The organism is Blautia stercoris, from assembly GCF_054657695.1.
Genome location: NZ_BAAHYF010000001.1, coordinates 266,955 through 283,334, shown reverse-complemented (window position 1 = coordinate 283,334; position 16,380 = coordinate 266,955). Strand labels below are relative to the sequence as shown.

The following is a 16,380-nucleotide window of genomic DNA, read 5'->3' as shown; positions in this document are numbered from 1 at the left end:
CAACCAAATAAATTGGAAACTCTCTTTTTTTGCCGGTTTTATGTTCTTTTTTGCCATTTCAAGTCTTTTTATTCTTTATTTTTAAGTAGTGTCATCATTCCCAGAACCGCCGGAATTATCAGAAGCAGGGTTATCCACACACTCTGGAACAATAACCAGGAAAGAATTGAAAAGATAACGAAAATAATTAGTTTCATCCATGCATCTACCTGCAGTTTTCTTTTTTGGAACAGGAGGCAGGAACTAACCAGGGTAACCAGGCAGACTAAGAATAAAATAAAAATCCCTGCTGCTAGAAGAAATGCAATTACTCCAGTCAGACCGCCAAGCATAGTAGTGAAAACTCCCGAAAGGACTAAATGACCGCCGATGTAATCAGACATGGTTTCTGATTCAGAAATTATATGTGCTCCAGCCGTTGTTATATTTTTCGCATAAAACAGAAATATAGCAATTCTTGCTTCTACGATTGCAAGGAATAGGGTATATATTCCAATAAGTAATGTTGAAAGCCAGGCTGTTGGTGGCAGTTTTTCTTTTTCCTGCATAGTGAATCATCCTGTCTGCTTTATATAATCTTATAGCGTTTTAAATACTTTTCATTTTGAACTTGAATGTCTTTGTATTCTGTCAGCAAATTGTAGAAGGTTGCTTTTTTAAGTCCTGACTTTTCAATAAATTGTTTTGATGAGATTTCCCCATTCCTCCATTTTTCATATAGTTCATCCCAGTTATCTGGGAACGGCAATTTATTTCTTCCTGAATTTGCTCTTTTAAAAGAAACAGTAACTACATTTTTATTATCACTTAATATTGATTCCAATATCGTATTTAAAACAGCTTGATTCATTGGCTGTGTTACTCCAAATTCATAAGTAGATGTAACATCACAGATAACAAGTTTTACAGAATTATCAATAAACCATGAAAGCTGGGCAGCAATATCGGCATCATTTAGTCCAAGAGAATTTAGGGAAGAAACAACAAAGATGGTATGGTCGTCAATCTTTTTTATCTCATTGAATGATATAAAAGACCTTTTATTTTCACTTGTAACCAGCAATTCATCCTGCTCTTTTTTGATTGCTTTTATTACATTATCAAAAATAGATAAGGGTTCATGTAATTTTACATATAAATGTATCGTCAATAAAATCATTCCTTTCCAAATAGTGAAAATTTACTAAGTTTATGTCCACATTTTTTTTCAAATACTTTTCTATCGATTGAAATTTTGCAGTATTCACGGGTAAACAATATTTCCGCTTTCATTTCAGCCGGAAGTAAATTTTTCCATGAATTAATTTTTCTCTGACTATCTTTATCTATCCCACATTCAATCAATAATCTGTCTTTTGTAAGTTTATAAGCTTTCTTGTTATTTTTACAAAAAGAAGCAATCTCGTGTACAATTTCACCCGCATTAGAATCCATAGAATAATCATCATTCCAGGTTAACTTTCTTATATATGAAGGCAACGTATAACCATAATCCTCAAAAATAGAAATGATTACTTCAGATGATAGAGCCAAAAGTTTTGGGTAATAATCGTCTGGAAATTCTTTTGAGTAAATAATAAAATCCAATTCCTCTTTTGCCTTATCCATCATCTTGCTTAAATATTCTCGGTAAAACCCAGTGCCTAGTTTTCTTATAATCGATTTTCCTCTGCTTGCATAAGCTGTTTTATCTATTGTACTTGGCAATGCTCCATCCATCGCAAAAAATATCATTCGTTTTCTAAGAGGCTCATCTGGTTTCAGAACATCATTACTTGCAAATAAAATCATAGGCATATCTTCGAGTTGATTTTCTTCACATTTTTCGGGGTTCTTAATAATATCTTTGATTCGAGAGATGTATAGGTTATCTATTTCATCAATAAAAAAAGGGACTCCCTTCACTGCAAGTTGTGTCTCTCTGATATTATCTTTCGAATAGTCACAAGCTTTTGTTCCTTCTAATTCTTTGCCAGTCATTAATTTTAATGCAGCTTTTATCATAAATGTCTTTCCACTATTAGATGTTTCTGATGATATAAGTGCAAACAAAGGCAAGGAGTCTGTCGACACTCCTTTTATTTTGGAGGCACATCTAAATTTTGCATGAAACGGTGAGCAAAAAATTGCATTCATTAATTTATTGTGTATATTTAAGTTTTTCTATGTCAGATGAAACAAACTGTTCAAAATTATGAAATATCCCAATTATTTCATTGATATCGTGCTTTACTTCTTCATCTGTAGGATTCAAATGAAGTTGTTTACCATTAAGAAAAGCTTCTCCATGATATAAATCCAAAGTCAAAGAAGGATATCGCTCTGTTATATTACGTGTTTTCATTTTCTTTTGCAATAATTTCTTTTGATTATATTCCATTTTTTCAAGTGTTTTCGGCACAATTTCAAACAGCCCTGTTTTCGATTTTGGTTTTACATCCCCTAAAAGGGCTTGATATTTTTCTTTGATTGCTCCGTGGTCTATGGTATATTTAATATTGTCGAATGATATGTCACCTTCTGGCTGTTGTAATACAATTGCATGACCTGTTTCTTTAATGCCTTTTAAAATAACATTCTCTTCAACCAAGTTATCTGTTTTCTTTGATGAAATCACATCCATTGTAATTGCTTGTGATATATCCCAAGCTGTTTCAAAATCCTTTACATACGCTTCGTAACATTCTTTCGAATCATCGTATTCATAATGTTCTATATGGTCATTATTCCATGCTTTTTTCGAAAGATTTGCAGATGCTTTAATGACTCGTGTTCTGCCATTATCTGATTTTAATAAATAAATTTTTCTATGGTCTAATACAAAAGATGGAGTTTTAAATTCAATATCACCGTCTGTAAGCATGTTTGCTAATTTATCATACTTCTGGATGGCTTTGCCTGCTTCATAAGCATTTGTTAAAACTTCTGCTAATAAATCATTTAATTTCCCATCTTTTTGAACAAGAAAATTACCACCTAGAATTACTTCTCCATAATCGAAATGTTCCATCAACTCATTGATGAAACTGATATCATAAGAAAACGTAATTGCCTTAATCATATTAAATCCTGAAAATAAATCTTTCAAGGTCATATATTCTACGGATTGTAATTCTGATTTAAAACATTTTAAGAGCTCATCATCTTTCGTACTGATTCCCTCAATTACTGAAAAGGCATCATTTGCAAACAAGTTCATTTGTCCATCCATAATAGGTTCTCCTTGTCTAAAAATAAATTGTATTTTTTAGACTATTATATCTTGCGTCTAAAATTAAATCAATATTTTTGGACAAAAAAATTTCATTTCTTTTATAAGAATAACTTTTCCATGTATAAGCATGTATAAATTTATACTTTTCCCATTCGATTCTTAATTTTTTCTTATAATTTTTCGGAGTATAATATAAAAAACGGGGTATTTTATGTTAGATGTTCTTTGGTAATAATGTGTAAAAATTGACGGTTTTAGGATTGTTTGATATACTATTTACTGTGTCGGTTTATGTGTCTATTTTTATAATAAATTTGACACACATTTTTAAATAATTGAATTTTTATGTTTGTATGTACTTGCTAAAATAAAAATAATAGGAGGATTGGTATGGCAAAAATTCTTTTCCTTATGGATGATACAACGCACATTGATAAAACAGAATTGCTAAACAAGAAATATAACACAAATGGAATTTCAGATTTTCTTAATAAAGAATTTGAAAGGCAAAAAGCAGAGAATAACAGCCTGGTAGAAGTTATAGATGCTGATTTTTTAGAGGTATTACACAACAATTATGAAGCAGACTGTTTCTATTCAGAAAGACTTCCAGAGGGAGTCATTGGTTCTTATGCTGATTTTGCCAAAGATTTTGATGATTTTCATGACTGGCAGAATCAACTTTTGTATGATTTTGCAAAAGCGGATACAGATGTAGTTTTAGCGGGAAATTTTATTTTCTTCCGTTTTTCAAAGGAGCAGAAAGAGAAATGGTTTTCCAATAAATATGAGGAATTTTCTAAAATTGTTGCAACAGTAACTGCTGAGAATTTTCATGAATTTGCGACCATCAACAAATTGCAGGAAACCATTTCTTCCAGTGACTCTATTGTGTCTTATGTCATGGATGGAATGAGTGATATTCATCGATTTGATGATATGATTCGTATGATTGACTCTAATGAGTGGTATGTCATTGAAAATGCAATCAAGCTTTCTTTTGACGAAGAAAAATAAACTATCATTTACAGTTATTATTCAATTACAGAACCCCATCTTTCTATATAAAACAGACAGACGGGGTTCTTATATTTGTTTTATTATTTAGCTATTGTTTTATTCGTTAATTACATCAATCTGACACATTTTCATTGTTTCCAGTGCTGATTTATGAGTTTGTGGTGTGACACCAGCGCAGCAGGATGCATCTACTGTAATCTTTAATTCTGGAAAAACAGCCTTTAAAATCAATGCATTGGATACTACACAGATGTCAGTACAAAGTCCGATTAATTCAATCTCATTGTCAAATTTCTGCTCTTCCCAGTGAGACCAGCCAAATGTTGGCTTATCAATGTATGTAGCTCCTTCTACTTCTAATTCTTTCGCTATCTGCCATCCATGCGTACCATAAATACAATGTTCCACTGGCAATTTCTTACCTTCTGGAGTATTCAGATAGTCGGTTTGGTGGGTATCCCTCGTAAAAATAATGTTATCTCCACGTTTTTGATATTCTTTAATTTTTTCTTTTACTGTCGGAACAATTGTCTGTGCTTCTTTTGTACCGAGGCTTCCATCGATAAAATCATTCTGCATATCTATTACAATTAATACTTTGTTCATTTTTTTATTCCTTTTCTAAATTTTTTTAACATTTATTTAAGTATACAATTCTTTAATAGATTTGACAAGTTACTGCTTTCTATGCAAAAATAAAAAAAACAGAAGGGGGTATTTATTATAGAAGTTATTCTTACTTTAGAAAATAGGAATGGGATGCTTTTTAATCATCGTAGATTAAGTCGTGATAGGAGAGTTTGCGAAAAAATTTTAGATTATTCAAACGAGAAAGAATTATGGATGAATGCTTATTCACGAAAATTATTTACAGATTTAACAGATATCAATAGTATTCAAGTTGACGAAGAATTTTTAGACAAATCACAATCTATTTGTTTTGTAGAAAATCAAGATATTACGCCTTATCTGCCTAAAATCGATACGCTTGTTCTTTTTCAATGGAATCGTGACTATCCGGCGGATTTCTTTTTTACAGTAGATTTATCACAATGGAATTTAATTTCTACAGAAGACTTTGAGGGAACATCTCATGAGAAGATTACAATGGAGGTATACAAAAAAGATTTATGAAATCCATGCTTACAACGCTTTGCTATATTGAAAAAGAAGACCGTTATCTTATGCTTCACCGCATATCCAAGAAAAATGACGTCAATAAAGAAAAATGGATAGGTGTCGGAGGACATTTTGAAAAAGATGAGAGTCCGGAGGACTGTCTGTTAAGGGAAGTAAAAGAAGAAACAGGTCTTGCTCTGACTTCTTATCATTTCCGCGGAATTGTAACATTTATATTAAAGGATAAGGGTTCTGAATTAACGGAATACATGTGCCTGTATACCGCAGATGACTATGAAGGAACACTTTGTGACTGCAATGAGGGAGTCTTAAAATGGGTCGATAAGAACGAAATCTTTAACTTAAATCTTTGGGAAGGAGACCGGATTTTTTTGAGATTATTACAGGAGAATCATCCATTTTTTTCATTAAAGCTGGTTTATGAAGGGAACTGTTTAAAAGAGGCAGTACTTGACGGAAAAAGAATTTAGAAAAAAATGTATTTTTTCAGCAAAAGATATTGACGAATTTAAAAAAGCGTGCTAAGATATTCGAGTATGCCGCACAGAGAGGTTTTAAGCACTGTGAAAAAGTCAGTCACCATATTCTGGCGAGTAATGATAATAGGAGGTGCCATATGTACGCAATTATTGCAACAGGTGGTAAACAGTACAAAGTAGCCGAAGGCGATGTTATCAGAGTAGAAAAACTTGGAGCAGAAGCTGGCGAAACTGTTACATTTGACCAGGTTCTTGCTGTAAACAACGATGGTTTAAAAGTTGGCGAAGATGTTGCTAATGCATCTGTAACTGCATCTGTAGTTGAAAACGGTAAAGCAAAAAAAGTTATCGTTTACAAATATAAGAGAAAAACCGGATACCACAAGAAAAACGGTCATAGACAGCAGTTTACCAAAGTTAAAATCGAAAAAATCAACGCTTAATTATGACAAAAGTTACATTTTATCAAAAAAATGGTGTTGTAATTGGATTTGACGCATGGGATCATGCGGGATATGCAAATGCAGGTGAAGACATTATCTGTGCAGCGGTATCCGCCCTTGTCTTAAATGCAATCAATTCCATCGAAGCTTTTACCTCGGATGCATTTACAGCAGATGTAAAAGAAGAGGATGGACGGATTGAATTTCGACTGGAGCAGGATAACCCCTCTGATGATACAACCCTGCTGCTGAAGTCTCTAATCTTAGGACTTCAGGGAATAGAGAATGAAGAAGAAAATATGCAATATATTGATGTTATATTCGAGGAGGTGTAAGGCATGTTAAGAATGAACCTTCAGTTTTTCGCTCATAAAAAAGGTGTTGGTTCTACTAAGAATGGTAGAGATTCCGAATCCAAGAGACTGGGCGCTAAAAGAGCAGACGGACAGTTTGTAAAAGCCGGAAACATTCTTTACAGACAGCGTGGAACAAAAATTCATCCAGGTGTGAATGTTGGACGCGGTGGAGACGATACATTATTTGCATTAGTAGATGGTGTTGTTCGTTTTGAAAGAAAAGGCAGAGATAAAAAACAGGTTTCTGTTGTTCCAGTAACTGCAGAATAAGTTTTAAAAAAGAGGCTTCAAATCGTTCAGGTTTGAAGCCACTTTTTATATATTGGTAAACGTAGGAAAAGTGGACTTGTCCACTTTATTTTATATAGATTATAAAGAAAGATAGAGGTTATTATGTTTGCAGATAGAGCAAAGATTATTATCCGCTCAGGAAAAGGCGGAGATGGTCATGTAAGCTTCCGTAGAGAACTCTATGTCCCAAATGGCGGACCAGACGGCGGTGACGGAGGACGAGGCGGAGATGTCATTTTTGAAGTGGATAAAGGCCTCAATGCCCTTACGGACTATCGACATAAAAGAAAATATGCCGCAGAAAACGGACAGGAAGGTGGAAAAAAACGCTGTCACGGTGCGGATGGAAAAGATATTGTTTTAAAAGTTCCAGAAGGAACGGTAATCAAAGAAGCAACTTCCGGTAAAGTCATTGCAGATATGTCTGGCGAAAATCAGCGTCAGATTGTATTAAAAGGCGGACGTGGCGGAAAAGGAAATATGCATTATGCGACAGCTACCATGCAGGTTCCGAAATATGCCCAGCCAGGACAGCCGGCACAGGAATTAGAAGTTCAGTTAGAATTAAAAGTAATTGCTGATGTCGGACTTTTAGGATTTCCAAATGTAGGCAAATCTACCTTCCTTTCAAGAGTCAGCAATGCAAGACCACAGATTGCCAATTATCATTTTACGACTTTAAATCCGCACCTTGGAGTGGTTGATTTAGACGATTGCAATGGATTTGTTATCGCAGATATTCCAGGACTGATTGAAGGAGCTTCCGAAGGAGTCGGACTTGGTCATCAGTTTTTACGTCACATTGAACGTTGTCGTGTCTTGATTCATTTAGTAGATGCAGCTTCTACAGAAGGACGTGACCCAATAGACGATATTTACAAAATCAACAAAGAATTAGAAGCTTATGACCAAAAATTAAAAGAAGTTCCACAGGTCATTGCAGCAAATAAAATTGATGCAATTTATTCGGAGGACGAAGACCCTGTAGAAAAAATCCGTCAGGAATTTGAACCACAGGGAATCAAAGTATTTGCAATTTCCGCCGTATCCGGAAAAGGAGTAAAAGAGCTGTTATATTATGTAAAAGGACTGCTTGATACCATTGAGAAAGAGCCGGTTGTCTTTGAACAGGAATTCTTCCCGGAAGATATGTTAATCACAGAAAATCTTCCTTATACTGTTTATCAGGATGAAGAGGACGAGCATTTATTCCATATGGAAGGACCGAAGATTGAAAAAATGCTGGGTTATACCAACTTAGATTCCGAAAAAGGTTTCTCTTTCTTCCAACGTTTCTTAAAAGACAGTGGTATCTTAGAAGACTTAGAAAAAGCCGGAATCCAGGAAGGCGATACCGTCCGTATGTATGGATTTGATTTTGATTATTATAAATAAAAACCAGAAAGGGGAAGATAATATGACAAGTAAACAGCGTGCTTATTTAAAAAGTCTGGCTATGACGATGGACCCGATTTTACAGATTGGGAAAGCAAGCCTGACTCCTGAAAATACAGCATCCGTTGCAGAAGCACTTGAAGCCAGAGAACTGATTAAAATCAATGTTCTTCAAAACTGCATGGATGACCCGAAAGAAATCGCTCAGGTATTAGCAGAACGTACGAAATCACAGGTTGTTCAGGTAATCGGAAAGAAAATTGTCCTTTATAAAGAAGGCAAAAAAGAAAAGAAAAAAATCGTACTTCCAAAATAATTAAAACAGAACACGGTTTTGGTTTTGTATCTGCCAGAATTAGATTAGATAAGAGGCAAATTATGGATAAACGAAAAAAACGAATCGGCATTATGGGTGGAACATTTGACCCGATTCATATCGGTCATCTGATATTAGGAGAGACCGCTTATGAGCAGTTTCAATTAGATGAAGTGCTGTTTATGCCATCTGGAAATCCACCTCATAAACGAAACCGAGCACACCGTGCAACGGATGACCAAAGATGCGAAATGGTAAAACGTGCGATTGCTTCCAATCCTCATTTTTCTCTTTCTTTAGAGGAAATGAACGAAGATGGTTTTACTTATACCTATCGTACTTTGGAACGCTTAAATAAAAAACATCCGAATACGGAATATTATTTTATTTTAGGTGCAGATTCTCTTTTTGATTTTGATGAATGGAAAGAACCTGCACGAATCTGTCAGGCCGGCATTATTGTAGTTGCAACCAGAAATCATACCAAAGAGGAAGCGTTAGATGAGACGATTTCTTATCTGACAAAAAAATACAATGGTAGTTTTAAAAAACTGAAAACCTTAAATATTGACATTTCTTCCGCTTTACTGCGTTCCTGGGTCGCAGGTAAAAGAAATATCCGCTATTATATTCCTGACAGCGTAATTGAGTACATCAAACAAAACCATATCTACGAGGAATGTGATGAACATGCAATATGATTTAAAAGCATTTGCAAAAAAAGTGAAAAAGCATCAAGAAAAAGAGCGTTATGAACATACAAAAGGAGTTATGTATACAGCAGCCGCACTGGCAATGGCTTATGGCTGTGATTTAGAAAAAGCCAGAGTTGCAGGACTGCTACATGACTGTGCAAAGTGTATACCGGACGAAAAAAAAATAAAACTTTGCGAGAAAAATAAGATAGAAATTTCAGAAATTGAAGCTCAGGCTCCTTTTCTTTTACATGCTAAATTAGGAGCGTTTCTTGCAAAAGAAAAATATCAGGTAGAAGAGGAAGAGATTCTTTCTTCTATTCGCTGGCATACAACCGGAAAAGCAGATATGACGATGCTGGAAAAAATTATTTACATTGCGGATTATATTGAGCCAAACAGAGAGAAAGCTCCAAATCTTGCCAAAATCCGCCAAACTGCTTTTTATGATATTGATGAATGTATGTATGAGATTTTGCGGGATACCTTAGAGTATCTTGGAAAAAATCCTAAAACACTCGATCCTGAAACGAAAGATGCATTTGAATTTTATAGACAGTTACATGAAACAAAGCAACAAGAAAAAAAGGAGAGCGCTTTATGACAAGCAAAGAACTTGCAAAATTAGCCTGTGATGCATTAGACGATAAAAAAGCACTTGAAATTAAAGTTATCAACATTGAAAACGTATCTACCCTTGCAGATTATTTCATTATCGCAAGCGGAACAAACCATAATCAGGTTCAGGCGATGGCCGACAACGTGGATGAAACACTCGGAAGAGCCGGATATGAACCGAAACAAATTGAAGGATATCAGAATGCAAACTGGATTCTGATGGATTACAGAGACATCGTGATTCATATCTTCGATGAAGAAAACCGTTTATTTTATGATTTAGAAAGAATCTGGAGAGATGGTACTGTTGTTGAAGTAGAAGATTTAAAATAAAAATTAATCAAAAGCCCTGAGAAATCTATTTTACTTTCTCAAGGCTTTTTTGTTATACTTTATCTAGTTAGCAGCTACTTAATTTACGCTGTACTAGTAGAGTTACATCTCTTAAAAAATAAAAGCCAAAGTATAAGAACAAAGGAGAAACAACGCTATGGAATTTGATAAAAATCTGATTCTGTATGGTCCTCCAGGAACAGGAAAAACATACTATACCATCCTTTATGCCGTTGCAATCTGCGATGAAAAAAATTTAGATGAAATAGAAGCACTTCCTTACGAACAGGTACTAAAACGCTATCAGGAATTAAAGGCGAAAGAAAAAAGGATTGCCTTTACTACCTTTCATCAATCGTATGGTTATGAAGAATTTATCGAAGGAATCCGTCCGAATCTAAATCACGATTCCAATGATGTGGAATATACGATAAAAGATGGGATATTTAAAGCATTTTGTGGGAGGGCAGAACAAAAAAAGGCAGAGACAAAGAAAATAAAAATTAGAAATGAAGCTCGTGTCTGGAATGTCATTCTCGGTGGAACGGAATATCCAGAGTTAAAGAAAAAATGTTTTGAGGAGGGAACGATTCGAATCGGCTGGGATGGAAGTCCGGAAATCATCACCGAAGATACCGGAAATTTAAATGATAAAGAACGTCGAATCTTACTTAATTTTCATCAGGAAATGGAAATCGGTGATATTGTAGTGGCACGTTCCACAGCAAGTGCGGTAGATGGAATTGGTGTGATAACCAGCAATGCAGAATTTGATACTTCTATTGAGAGATATCCAAGAAAACGTATGGTAAACTGGATTTGTAAAGGTAAAGATATCGAAATCATTGATTTAAATGGTGGTGTCAGACTCGACAGAAAATCAGTATACGAGTTAGTAAGGATTCATGTGGGAGATTTATTAAGCAAAATTCCAGCAGATTCTGACATTGAGTTAAAAGAAGAAACACGACCTTATGTATTTATTATGGATGAAATTAATCGTGGAAATATCTCCAAAATTTTTGGTGAACTGATTACTTTGATTGAACCGGTAAAACGAAAAGGAGCAAAAGAAGCAATGGAAGTTATTCTGCCATATTCCAACAAGTCATTTGGCGTGCCCAATAATGTGTATCTGATTGGAACAATGAATACTGCCGACCGTTCGATTGCACTTATGGATACTGCACTTCGCCGCCGATTTCAGTTTATTGAGAGGATGCCTGATGTTACAGTCCTTAGAAAAATGGGCGCAGATAAAATTCGTGTAGAAGGAGTAGAACTTGATGTAGCACTTATGCTGGAATGTATGAACAAACGTATTGAATTTCTATTTGACCGAGAACATACATTTGGACATGCTTTTTTTCTTGGCTTAAAAGACGAACCAACCATAGAAAATCTGGCTGGTATTTTTAAAAAATCAATCATTCCTCTACTCCAGGAATATTTTTACGAAGATTACAGTAAGATTATGCTTGTACTTGGAGACAATGGAAAAACGCAGGATGCACACAAATTTATTCTTGAAACAAGAACAACTGCAACTACTATTTTTAGAGGCGATACAGCCGATTTTGATATTCCTGAATATTCTTATCAGATTCAAGATTCTGCGTTTTTTAATATTAACAGTTATATTGAAATTATGGGTGATAAGAAATTGGAGAATGTATGATGCAGGTTCTAGAAGTACGAGAATTTGAAAAAATCATTGAAGCAAATGAGAAAAATCAAAACTTAAAAAGGTTTGATAAGCAATACCAATGCCTTGATAAAAAGACATTTCATGAGTTTCTTGAATTTATTCATGAGTTTGAGCAAAAAGAAGAAAACTCAGACATTTTAAACTTCATAACCATTGGATATAAGAAAGTACTCGGTCAGACAATCACATTCAAAAACTACGTTGGGCTGATTCAGCTAAAAAAGAATGTTCAGATACAGATTCTTCCTAAAATTGCATTTTTAAAAGAAGAAAAAGATGAAACAAAGAAAGTATTCTTAAAAATGCTTCGCAGTATGAAGGATTTTTCTGGTAAAACAGCTGCAAATGCCAATTTAAATCCAGAAAACATGAATTTATATGAAATATTTATCAACTTATATATTCAAGAAGTCCGAAGGCTTGTGAAAAACGGAATAAAATCATCATATCTCAATCAAGAAGAAAATCTTAATGTTTATAAGGGAAAACTTTTGGTAAATGAACATCTCAAACAAAACATTGTTCATAAAGAACGGTTTTACGTTGTATTTGATGAATATCAGGCAAATTGTCCCCAAAACAGGCTGATAAAGTCAACTCTATTAAAATTGCAACAACTCACAGGCAGTGCACAAAATTCAAAAGAGATACGTCAGTTATTGGTATCATTTGAACTTGTAGAACCGTCAAAAAATTATGAAAAAGATTTTTCAAAAGTCGTGATAGATAGAACAACCAAATGTTATGAAGTGCTTTTGAAATGGTCAAAGGTCTTTCTAAAAAATAAAAGTTTTAGTATGTTTTCCGGAACGGAATCGGCTCGTGCGTTATTATTTCCAATGGAAAAAGTATTTGAAGCTTATGTTGCAAAGAATTTAAAGAAACGATTGAATCAAGCCGGATGGGATGTATCTATTCAAGATAAAGGCTATTATTTATTTGATACATTGAATGGGGAAAAATATCAAAAATTTGCTCTTAGACCCGATTTAGTTATCACAAGACCTGACGAATCAATTATCATTTTAGATACAAAATGGAAAAGTCTGATAAACAATAAAAAAGCGAATTATGGTATTTCTCAGGCTGATATGTATCAGATGTACGCCTATGCAAAGAAATATCAAGCATCAGAAGTATGGCTGTTATATCCAATGAATGAAGAAATGAGAAATACTGAGCCCATTTTATTTGATAGTGGGGATGGTGTCAGAGTTTCTGTGTTTTTAGTTGACGTCGCACAGATAGAGGAGAGTTTAGAAAAGCTTTTTCTGGCATTCGCATCAAAATAAAATGAGAAGAATTCCAAAATATACATTACATCAAAAGCTGTCAGAATGAAGCAACATGCTCGCCCCAAAAAAGCTGACAACTTTTGATGTCGTAAAAAATGAAAATGCCTGCCCAATAAGATAAGAATAACACAAATAGGGCAGCAGGAGTTTCTTTATTTCATAAAACGAAATACTCCTATCACTTTTCCCAGAATCTGAAAAGTCTCTTTGTCTGGATTTACCAGAATCGGATCCATATAATCATTTTCTGGTTGAAGACGAATATGCTCTTCTTCTTTATAAAACGTTTTTACAGTTGCAGAATCTTCAATTAAAGCAACTACTTTTTCTCCATTTTCAACGGTATCCTGCTGCGCAACCATAACATAATCTCCGTCAAAAATTCCGGCATTTACCATACTGTTCCCCTGAACAACAAGCATAAAAGTTGGCTGATTCGGTAAAAACTCTGCTGGTACTGGAAAATATCCTTCTGTATTTTCTACAGCTAAAAGAGGCTGACCTGCTGCAACTTTTCCAATCACAGGAACGTTAATCGTTTCTTTTCGTACCTGATTAAAATTATTATCTAAAATCTCAATTGCACGAGGCTTCGTTGCATCACGCTTTATGTACCCATTCTTTTCAAGCGTTTCTAAATGTGCATGAACCGAAGATGTTGATTTCAAATGAACTGCCTGACAAATTTCACGTACAGACGGTGGGAATCCTCTGTTTAAAATTTCTTTTTTCATATATTCTAAAATCTCAGATTGTTTTTTGCTTATTTTACCATACGTCATCTATTTAAATCCTCCCGAAACTCTGCTTAAAATAAAGGTTCTTTTCCTTCTCATCTTAGTATTATCATATCATATTCATAGTTATAATGCAAACAAATATTCGGAATATGTGTTCGCTTACAAATGAGATTTTTACTTAAAAGTTAAGATAAACAGTATACAACAGTTGACAACAGTATTTATCTGTTATATACTGTTTATTGTAAAGGAGAGATTTTATAAATATGCATATTATACTGAATCATTCATCCATGGTACCGATTTATGAACAGTTGATGGAACAGATTAAATCAGAAATTATTCAGTCAAACCTTATAGAAGGTGAGGGACTTCCATCTGTAAGAAAACTTGCCGGAGAACTCCGTATCAGCGCATTAACTGTAAAAAAAGCTTACGATAAGTTGGAAGAAGAAGGATTTGTAACAACAATTCATGGAAAAGGCACTTTTGTTACAGCCTCTGATAAACAGTTAGCAGTTGAAGCAAGAAAACGTGCAGTCGAAGAAGAATTTGACAAAGCAATTGATAAAGCAGTTTCGGTTGGAATGAATCAAAATGAAATTTTAGAACTTGTTCAGCTGTTGTTAGATGAAAAATAAGAAGAAGGGAGAGTGGCTTATGATAGAGATGCAGGAAGTGGATAAGAATTATAATGATTTTCATTTTCACTTATCTATGAAAATACCCAAAGGACAAATTACAGGATTAATTGGAAAAAATGGAGCTGGAAAAAGTACAGCAATTAAACTGATTTTGGGACTTATAAAACCGGACTCCGGTACGGTTAAAGTTTTTGGAACTCCAATAAAAAAATTAGAACCGGATAAAAAACAAGCTATCGGTGTATCTTTGGCTGAATCTGGATTTAGTACACAACTTACAATATCGGATATTGAACAAATTTTAGAGAAGACCTATATTCATTTTGAAAAAGAAAAATTTGAACAAAAATGTAAACTTTTAAATTTACCAAAAAAGAAAAAACTCCAAGAATTTTCAACAGGCATGAAAGCAAAATTAAAAGTGTTAACTGCGATTACCCACAAAGCACGTCTTTTGATATTGGATGTAAAATGAGGTATAGATGGTAGGCGTGTATAGAGTGTATCCAGTTTACTTTTAGAGGAAAATATGTACATGATACACAGATAATGGAAAAGAATGTGTATCTAGTTGAATATAGAAGCAGATAGTAGGTATGAAAGAATAGGATTCTTCCATGCCGTTTTTTATTATAGAGAAAGAACAGATTGCACAGTATTGACCAGGTCATTTCAGTAGATCTGCTGAATAGCTTTCTTCCAGAAGTGTGGTATAGTCTTGTGCTTGAAACAGGAGAACTACACAGAAGGGAGATACCGATATGACAGCACAGCCAGATATTATCTGGAATGAGCAGTGCTTGGGGATTCGGATAAGCGAACAGATATGCAATTATCTGAAAAAGCATGATGCGGAATACCAGAGACTGCAAAAGGAAATACTGGAACTTATAGAGAAGTATCCAGTGATAGAAACATTTATGGAAGCGGCTCAGTCAATCAGTCTGACAGCAGACGAACATCAGGCACTGCACCAATATTTCCAACTGGAGAACGGAAAGGAAATGATAGAAGAAGAATATCATTTCTATATGGGACAGGCACAGATGATTTCGTATGGTGCCATGCTTGGAAAAATCAAAAAAGCAGTGTCAGGAAAGGACGAAAGTGATACAAAGAAATTACTGGAACTGCTAATGGATACCTGGATTGATGAGGTAGAAAATGAACTGAAAGAAAATGCAGTGTACCAGAAAATGCTCGAAAAAATATCAAAATATGAAGATCAGGTTCAGGCAATGGGACTTGAAAAAGAAAAACGAAAAATGATAGATGCATACGTTACGAAAGTAAATGAGAGATGGATTCTATATGCGGAATCCTTGTATCAGGCTGGTATGCAGAAAATCCTGGAATTACTGAATCTGTAAAAGAGACGGATAAAATGGGGAAGCACGAAAGACACTTCCCCATTTGTCACTTCTATTCATCTTTGCCATCAATGAGAAATATGTATGAAACCTGAAAGATTTCAGCAATGGCTTTTAATTCAAGATCAGTGACATAACGCTTGTTTGTTTCGATTCTGGTGATTACATTTTTATCCATATCGTAACCAGCTAACTGGAGTTTATAGGCAAGATCACGCTGAGACATATTGTGGGTCTTGCGAAGTTCAATCAATCGCTGGCTAATCAGATTCTTCTCACCAGACTGTGTCCTTGGCTTTGGCATCTTAAATCTCTTCCTCTCT

At 34.5% G+C, this 16,380-nt stretch carries 23 protein-coding genes; 16 read left to right on the top strand and 7 right to left on the bottom strand.

Annotated features, from left to right (window positions below):
• Positions 1–68: 68 nt before the first annotated feature.
• The 4 genes from ACYQ2D_RS01470 to ACYQ2D_RS01455 all read right to left on the bottom strand — a co-directional run bounded on the left by ACYQ2D_RS01470 (position 69) and on the right by ACYQ2D_RS01455 (position 3,211).
• Entirely contained in the window at positions 69–548 is a 480-nt protein-coding gene (locus tag ACYQ2D_RS01470; RefSeq protein ID WP_117455699.1) for a hypothetical protein, read from the bottom strand.
• Positions 549–568: 20 nt separating this feature from the next.
• On the bottom strand, positions 569–1,150 hold the full coding sequence (locus ACYQ2D_RS01465) for a hypothetical protein (RefSeq protein WP_459784449.1): 582 nt from the start codon (positions 1,148–1,150) through the stop codon (positions 569–571).
• Between the two features lie 5 nt (positions 1,151–1,155).
• Positions 1,156–2,004, bottom strand: coding sequence for a hypothetical protein (locus ACYQ2D_RS01460; RefSeq protein WP_459784448.1), 849 nt, complete (start codon positions 2,002–2,004; stop codon positions 1,156–1,158).
• 136 nt (positions 2,005–2,140) lie between these two features.
• On the bottom strand, positions 2,141–3,211 hold the full coding sequence (locus ACYQ2D_RS01455; RefSeq protein ID WP_459784447.1) for a phospholipase D-like domain-containing protein: 1,071 nt from the start codon (positions 3,209–3,211) through the stop codon (positions 2,141–2,143).
• 393 nt (positions 3,212–3,604) lie between these two features.
• Here ACYQ2D_RS01455 and ACYQ2D_RS01450 point away from each other — a divergent pair, with 393 nt between their 5' ends.
• Positions 3,605–4,231, top strand: coding sequence for a hypothetical protein (locus tag ACYQ2D_RS01450; protein ID WP_459784445.1), 627 nt, complete (start codon positions 3,605–3,607; stop codon positions 4,229–4,231).
• Between the two features lie 99 nt (positions 4,232–4,330).
• Here ACYQ2D_RS01450 and ACYQ2D_RS01445 read toward each other — a convergent pair whose 3' ends face one another.
• Entirely contained in the window at positions 4,331–4,840 is a 510-nt protein-coding gene (locus ACYQ2D_RS01445) for a cysteine hydrolase family protein (protein ID WP_459784443.1), read from the bottom strand.
• A 237-nt stretch (positions 4,841–5,077) separates the two neighbouring features.
• On the opposite strand from ACYQ2D_RS01445, the gene ACYQ2D_RS01440 reads away from it, so the two are divergent.
• The 12 genes from ACYQ2D_RS01440 to ACYQ2D_RS01385 all read left to right on the top strand — a co-directional run bounded on the left by ACYQ2D_RS01440 (position 5,078) and on the right by ACYQ2D_RS01385 (position 13,300).
• Positions 5,078–5,368, top strand: coding sequence for a hypothetical protein (locus ACYQ2D_RS01440; protein ID WP_243182686.1), 291 nt, complete (start codon positions 5,078–5,080; stop codon positions 5,366–5,368).
• Entirely contained in the window at positions 5,365–5,844 is a 480-nt protein-coding gene (locus ACYQ2D_RS01435; RefSeq protein WP_117455711.1) for an NUDIX hydrolase, read from the top strand. Before ACYQ2D_RS01440 ends, ACYQ2D_RS01435 begins: the two co-directional genes overlap by 4 nt.
• 146 nt (positions 5,845–5,990) lie before the next feature.
• Complete coding sequence (gene rplU / locus ACYQ2D_RS01430; RefSeq protein ID WP_022303445.1) at positions 5,991–6,296, top strand: 50S ribosomal protein L21; 306 nt, start codon at positions 5,991–5,993, stop codon at positions 6,294–6,296.
• Positions 6,297–6,298: 2 nt separating this feature from the next.
• Positions 6,299–6,631 (top strand): ribosomal-processing cysteine protease Prp, encoded by a 333-nt coding sequence (locus tag ACYQ2D_RS01425; protein ID WP_022303446.1) that lies wholly within the window; start codon positions 6,299–6,301, stop codon positions 6,629–6,631.
• A 3-nt stretch (positions 6,632–6,634) separates the two neighbouring features.
• The gene (rpmA, locus tag ACYQ2D_RS01420) at positions 6,635–6,922 is read left to right on the top strand and encodes a 50S ribosomal protein L27 (protein WP_022303447.1); all 288 of its coding nucleotides are present in this window, start codon (positions 6,635–6,637) and stop codon (positions 6,920–6,922) included.
• Between the two features lie 123 nt (positions 6,923–7,045).
• Positions 7,046–8,338 carry a GTPase ObgE gene (gene obgE, locus ACYQ2D_RS01415; protein WP_022303448.1) on the top strand — a complete coding sequence of 431 codons (1,293 nt, stop codon included), beginning with the start codon at positions 7,046–7,048 and terminating at the stop codon, positions 8,336–8,338.
• Positions 8,339–8,360: 22 nt separating this feature from the next.
• Complete coding sequence (yhbY, locus tag ACYQ2D_RS01410) at positions 8,361–8,654, top strand: ribosome assembly RNA-binding protein YhbY (protein WP_022303449.1); 294 nt, start codon at positions 8,361–8,363, stop codon at positions 8,652–8,654.
• A 62-nt stretch (positions 8,655–8,716) separates the two neighbouring features.
• Entirely contained in the window at positions 8,717–9,355 is a 639-nt protein-coding gene (nadD, locus tag ACYQ2D_RS01405; RefSeq protein ID WP_022303450.1) for a nicotinate-nucleotide adenylyltransferase, read from the top strand.
• Positions 9,345–9,953 carry a bis(5'-nucleosyl)-tetraphosphatase (symmetrical) YqeK gene (gene yqeK / locus ACYQ2D_RS01400; RefSeq protein ID WP_117455717.1) on the top strand — a complete coding sequence of 203 codons (609 nt, stop codon included), beginning with the start codon at positions 9,345–9,347 and terminating at the stop codon, positions 9,951–9,953. The genes nadD and yqeK overlap by 11 nt, the downstream gene beginning before the upstream one ends.
• Positions 9,950–10,300, top strand: coding sequence for a ribosome silencing factor (rsfS, locus tag ACYQ2D_RS01395; RefSeq protein WP_022303452.1), 351 nt, complete (start codon positions 9,950–9,952; stop codon positions 10,298–10,300). The genes yqeK and rsfS overlap by 4 nt, the downstream gene beginning before the upstream one ends.
• A 157-nt stretch (positions 10,301–10,457) precedes the next feature.
• Positions 10,458–11,978, top strand: coding sequence for an McrB family protein (locus tag ACYQ2D_RS01390; protein WP_459784442.1), 1,521 nt, complete (start codon positions 10,458–10,460; stop codon positions 11,976–11,978).
• Positions 11,975–13,300 (top strand): McrC family protein, encoded by a 1,326-nt coding sequence (locus tag ACYQ2D_RS01385; protein ID WP_459784440.1) that lies wholly within the window; start codon positions 11,975–11,977, stop codon positions 13,298–13,300. The genes ACYQ2D_RS01390 and ACYQ2D_RS01385 overlap by 4 nt, the downstream gene beginning before the upstream one ends.
• 155 nt (positions 13,301–13,455) lie before the next feature.
• On the opposite strand, the gene lexA is transcribed toward ACYQ2D_RS01385, so the two are convergent.
• On the bottom strand, positions 13,456–14,085 hold the full coding sequence (lexA, locus tag ACYQ2D_RS01380; RefSeq protein WP_022303455.1) for a transcriptional repressor LexA: 630 nt from the start codon (positions 14,083–14,085) through the stop codon (positions 13,456–13,458).
• 224 nt (positions 14,086–14,309) lie between these two features.
• On the opposite strand from lexA, the gene ACYQ2D_RS01375 reads away from it, so the two are divergent.
• From ACYQ2D_RS01375 to ACYQ2D_RS01365, 3 genes are all read left to right on the top strand, one after another.
• Positions 14,310–14,684 (top strand): GntR family transcriptional regulator, encoded by a 375-nt coding sequence (locus ACYQ2D_RS01375; RefSeq protein ID WP_187558477.1) that lies wholly within the window; start codon positions 14,310–14,312, stop codon positions 14,682–14,684.
• 19 nt (positions 14,685–14,703) lie between these two features.
• Positions 14,704–15,162 carry an ATP-binding cassette domain-containing protein gene (locus ACYQ2D_RS01370; protein ID WP_459784439.1) on the top strand — a complete coding sequence of 153 codons (459 nt, stop codon included), beginning with the start codon at positions 14,704–14,706 and terminating at the stop codon, positions 15,160–15,162.
• Positions 15,163–15,448: 286 nt separating this feature from the next.
• Positions 15,449–16,057, top strand: coding sequence for a DUF6664 family protein (locus tag ACYQ2D_RS01365; RefSeq protein ID WP_368199512.1), 609 nt, complete (start codon positions 15,449–15,451; stop codon positions 16,055–16,057).
• A 52-nt stretch (positions 16,058–16,109) separates the two neighbouring features.
• Here ACYQ2D_RS01365 and ACYQ2D_RS01360 read toward each other — a convergent pair whose 3' ends face one another.
• Complete coding sequence (locus ACYQ2D_RS01360) at positions 16,110–16,361, bottom strand: helix-turn-helix domain-containing protein (protein ID WP_015513363.1); 252 nt, start codon at positions 16,359–16,361, stop codon at positions 16,110–16,112.
• Between the last annotated feature and the right edge of the window lie 19 nt (positions 16,362–16,380).

What these genes read in the sequence shown, in the direction of transcription:
- ACYQ2D_RS01470 (WP_117455699.1), bottom strand. Translation starts at nt 548, where the DNA reads ATGCAGGAAAAAGAAAAACTGCCACCAACAGCCTGGCTTTCAACATTA.
- ACYQ2D_RS01460 (WP_459784448.1), bottom strand. Translation starts at nt 2,004, where the DNA reads ATGATAAAAGCTGCATTAAAATTAATGACTGGCAAAGAATTAGAAGGA.
- ACYQ2D_RS01455 (WP_459784447.1), bottom strand. Translation starts at nt 3,211, where the DNA reads ATGGATGGACAAATGAACTTGTTTGCAAATGATGCCTTTTCAGTAATT.
- ACYQ2D_RS01450 (WP_459784445.1), top strand. Translation starts at nt 3,605, where the DNA reads ATGGCAAAAATTCTTTTCCTTATGGATGATACAACGCACATTGATAAA.
- ACYQ2D_RS01445 (WP_459784443.1), bottom strand. Translation starts at nt 4,840, where the DNA reads ATGAACAAAGTATTAATTGTAATAGATATGCAGAATGATTTTATCGAT.
- ACYQ2D_RS01440 (WP_243182686.1), top strand. Translation starts at nt 5,078, where the DNA reads ATGAATGCTTATTCACGAAAATTATTTACAGATTTAACAGATATCAAT.
- ACYQ2D_RS01435 (WP_117455711.1), top strand. Translation starts at nt 5,365, where the DNA reads ATGAAATCCATGCTTACAACGCTTTGCTATATTGAAAAAGAAGACCGT.
- rplU (WP_022303445.1), top strand. Translation starts at nt 5,991, where the DNA reads ATGTACGCAATTATTGCAACAGGTGGTAAACAGTACAAAGTAGCCGAA.
- ACYQ2D_RS01425 (WP_022303446.1), top strand. Translation starts at nt 6,299, where the DNA reads ATGACAAAAGTTACATTTTATCAAAAAAATGGTGTTGTAATTGGATTT.
- rpmA (WP_022303447.1), top strand. Translation starts at nt 6,635, where the DNA reads ATGTTAAGAATGAACCTTCAGTTTTTCGCTCATAAAAAAGGTGTTGGT.
- obgE (WP_022303448.1), top strand. Translation starts at nt 7,046, where the DNA reads ATGTTTGCAGATAGAGCAAAGATTATTATCCGCTCAGGAAAAGGCGGA.
- yhbY (WP_022303449.1), top strand. Translation starts at nt 8,361, where the DNA reads ATGACAAGTAAACAGCGTGCTTATTTAAAAAGTCTGGCTATGACGATG.
- nadD (WP_022303450.1), top strand. Translation starts at nt 8,717, where the DNA reads ATGGATAAACGAAAAAAACGAATCGGCATTATGGGTGGAACATTTGAC.
- yqeK (WP_117455717.1), top strand. Translation starts at nt 9,345, where the DNA reads ATGCAATATGATTTAAAAGCATTTGCAAAAAAAGTGAAAAAGCATCAA.
- rsfS (WP_022303452.1), top strand. Translation starts at nt 9,950, where the DNA reads ATGACAAGCAAAGAACTTGCAAAATTAGCCTGTGATGCATTAGACGAT.
- ACYQ2D_RS01390 (WP_459784442.1), top strand. Translation starts at nt 10,458, where the DNA reads ATGGAATTTGATAAAAATCTGATTCTGTATGGTCCTCCAGGAACAGGA.
- ACYQ2D_RS01385 (WP_459784440.1), top strand. Translation starts at nt 11,975, where the DNA reads ATGATGCAGGTTCTAGAAGTACGAGAATTTGAAAAAATCATTGAAGCA.
- lexA (WP_022303455.1), bottom strand. Translation starts at nt 14,085, where the DNA reads ATGACGTATGGTAAAATAAGCAAAAAACAATCTGAGATTTTAGAATAT.
- ACYQ2D_RS01375 (WP_187558477.1), top strand. Translation starts at nt 14,310, where the DNA reads ATGCATATTATACTGAATCATTCATCCATGGTACCGATTTATGAACAG.
- ACYQ2D_RS01370 (WP_459784439.1), top strand. Translation starts at nt 14,704, where the DNA reads ATGATAGAGATGCAGGAAGTGGATAAGAATTATAATGATTTTCATTTT.
- ACYQ2D_RS01365 (WP_368199512.1), top strand. Translation starts at nt 15,449, where the DNA reads ATGACAGCACAGCCAGATATTATCTGGAATGAGCAGTGCTTGGGGATT.
- ACYQ2D_RS01360 (WP_015513363.1), bottom strand. Translation starts at nt 16,361, where the DNA reads ATGCCAAAGCCAAGGACACAGTCTGGTGAGAAGAATCTGATTAGCCAG.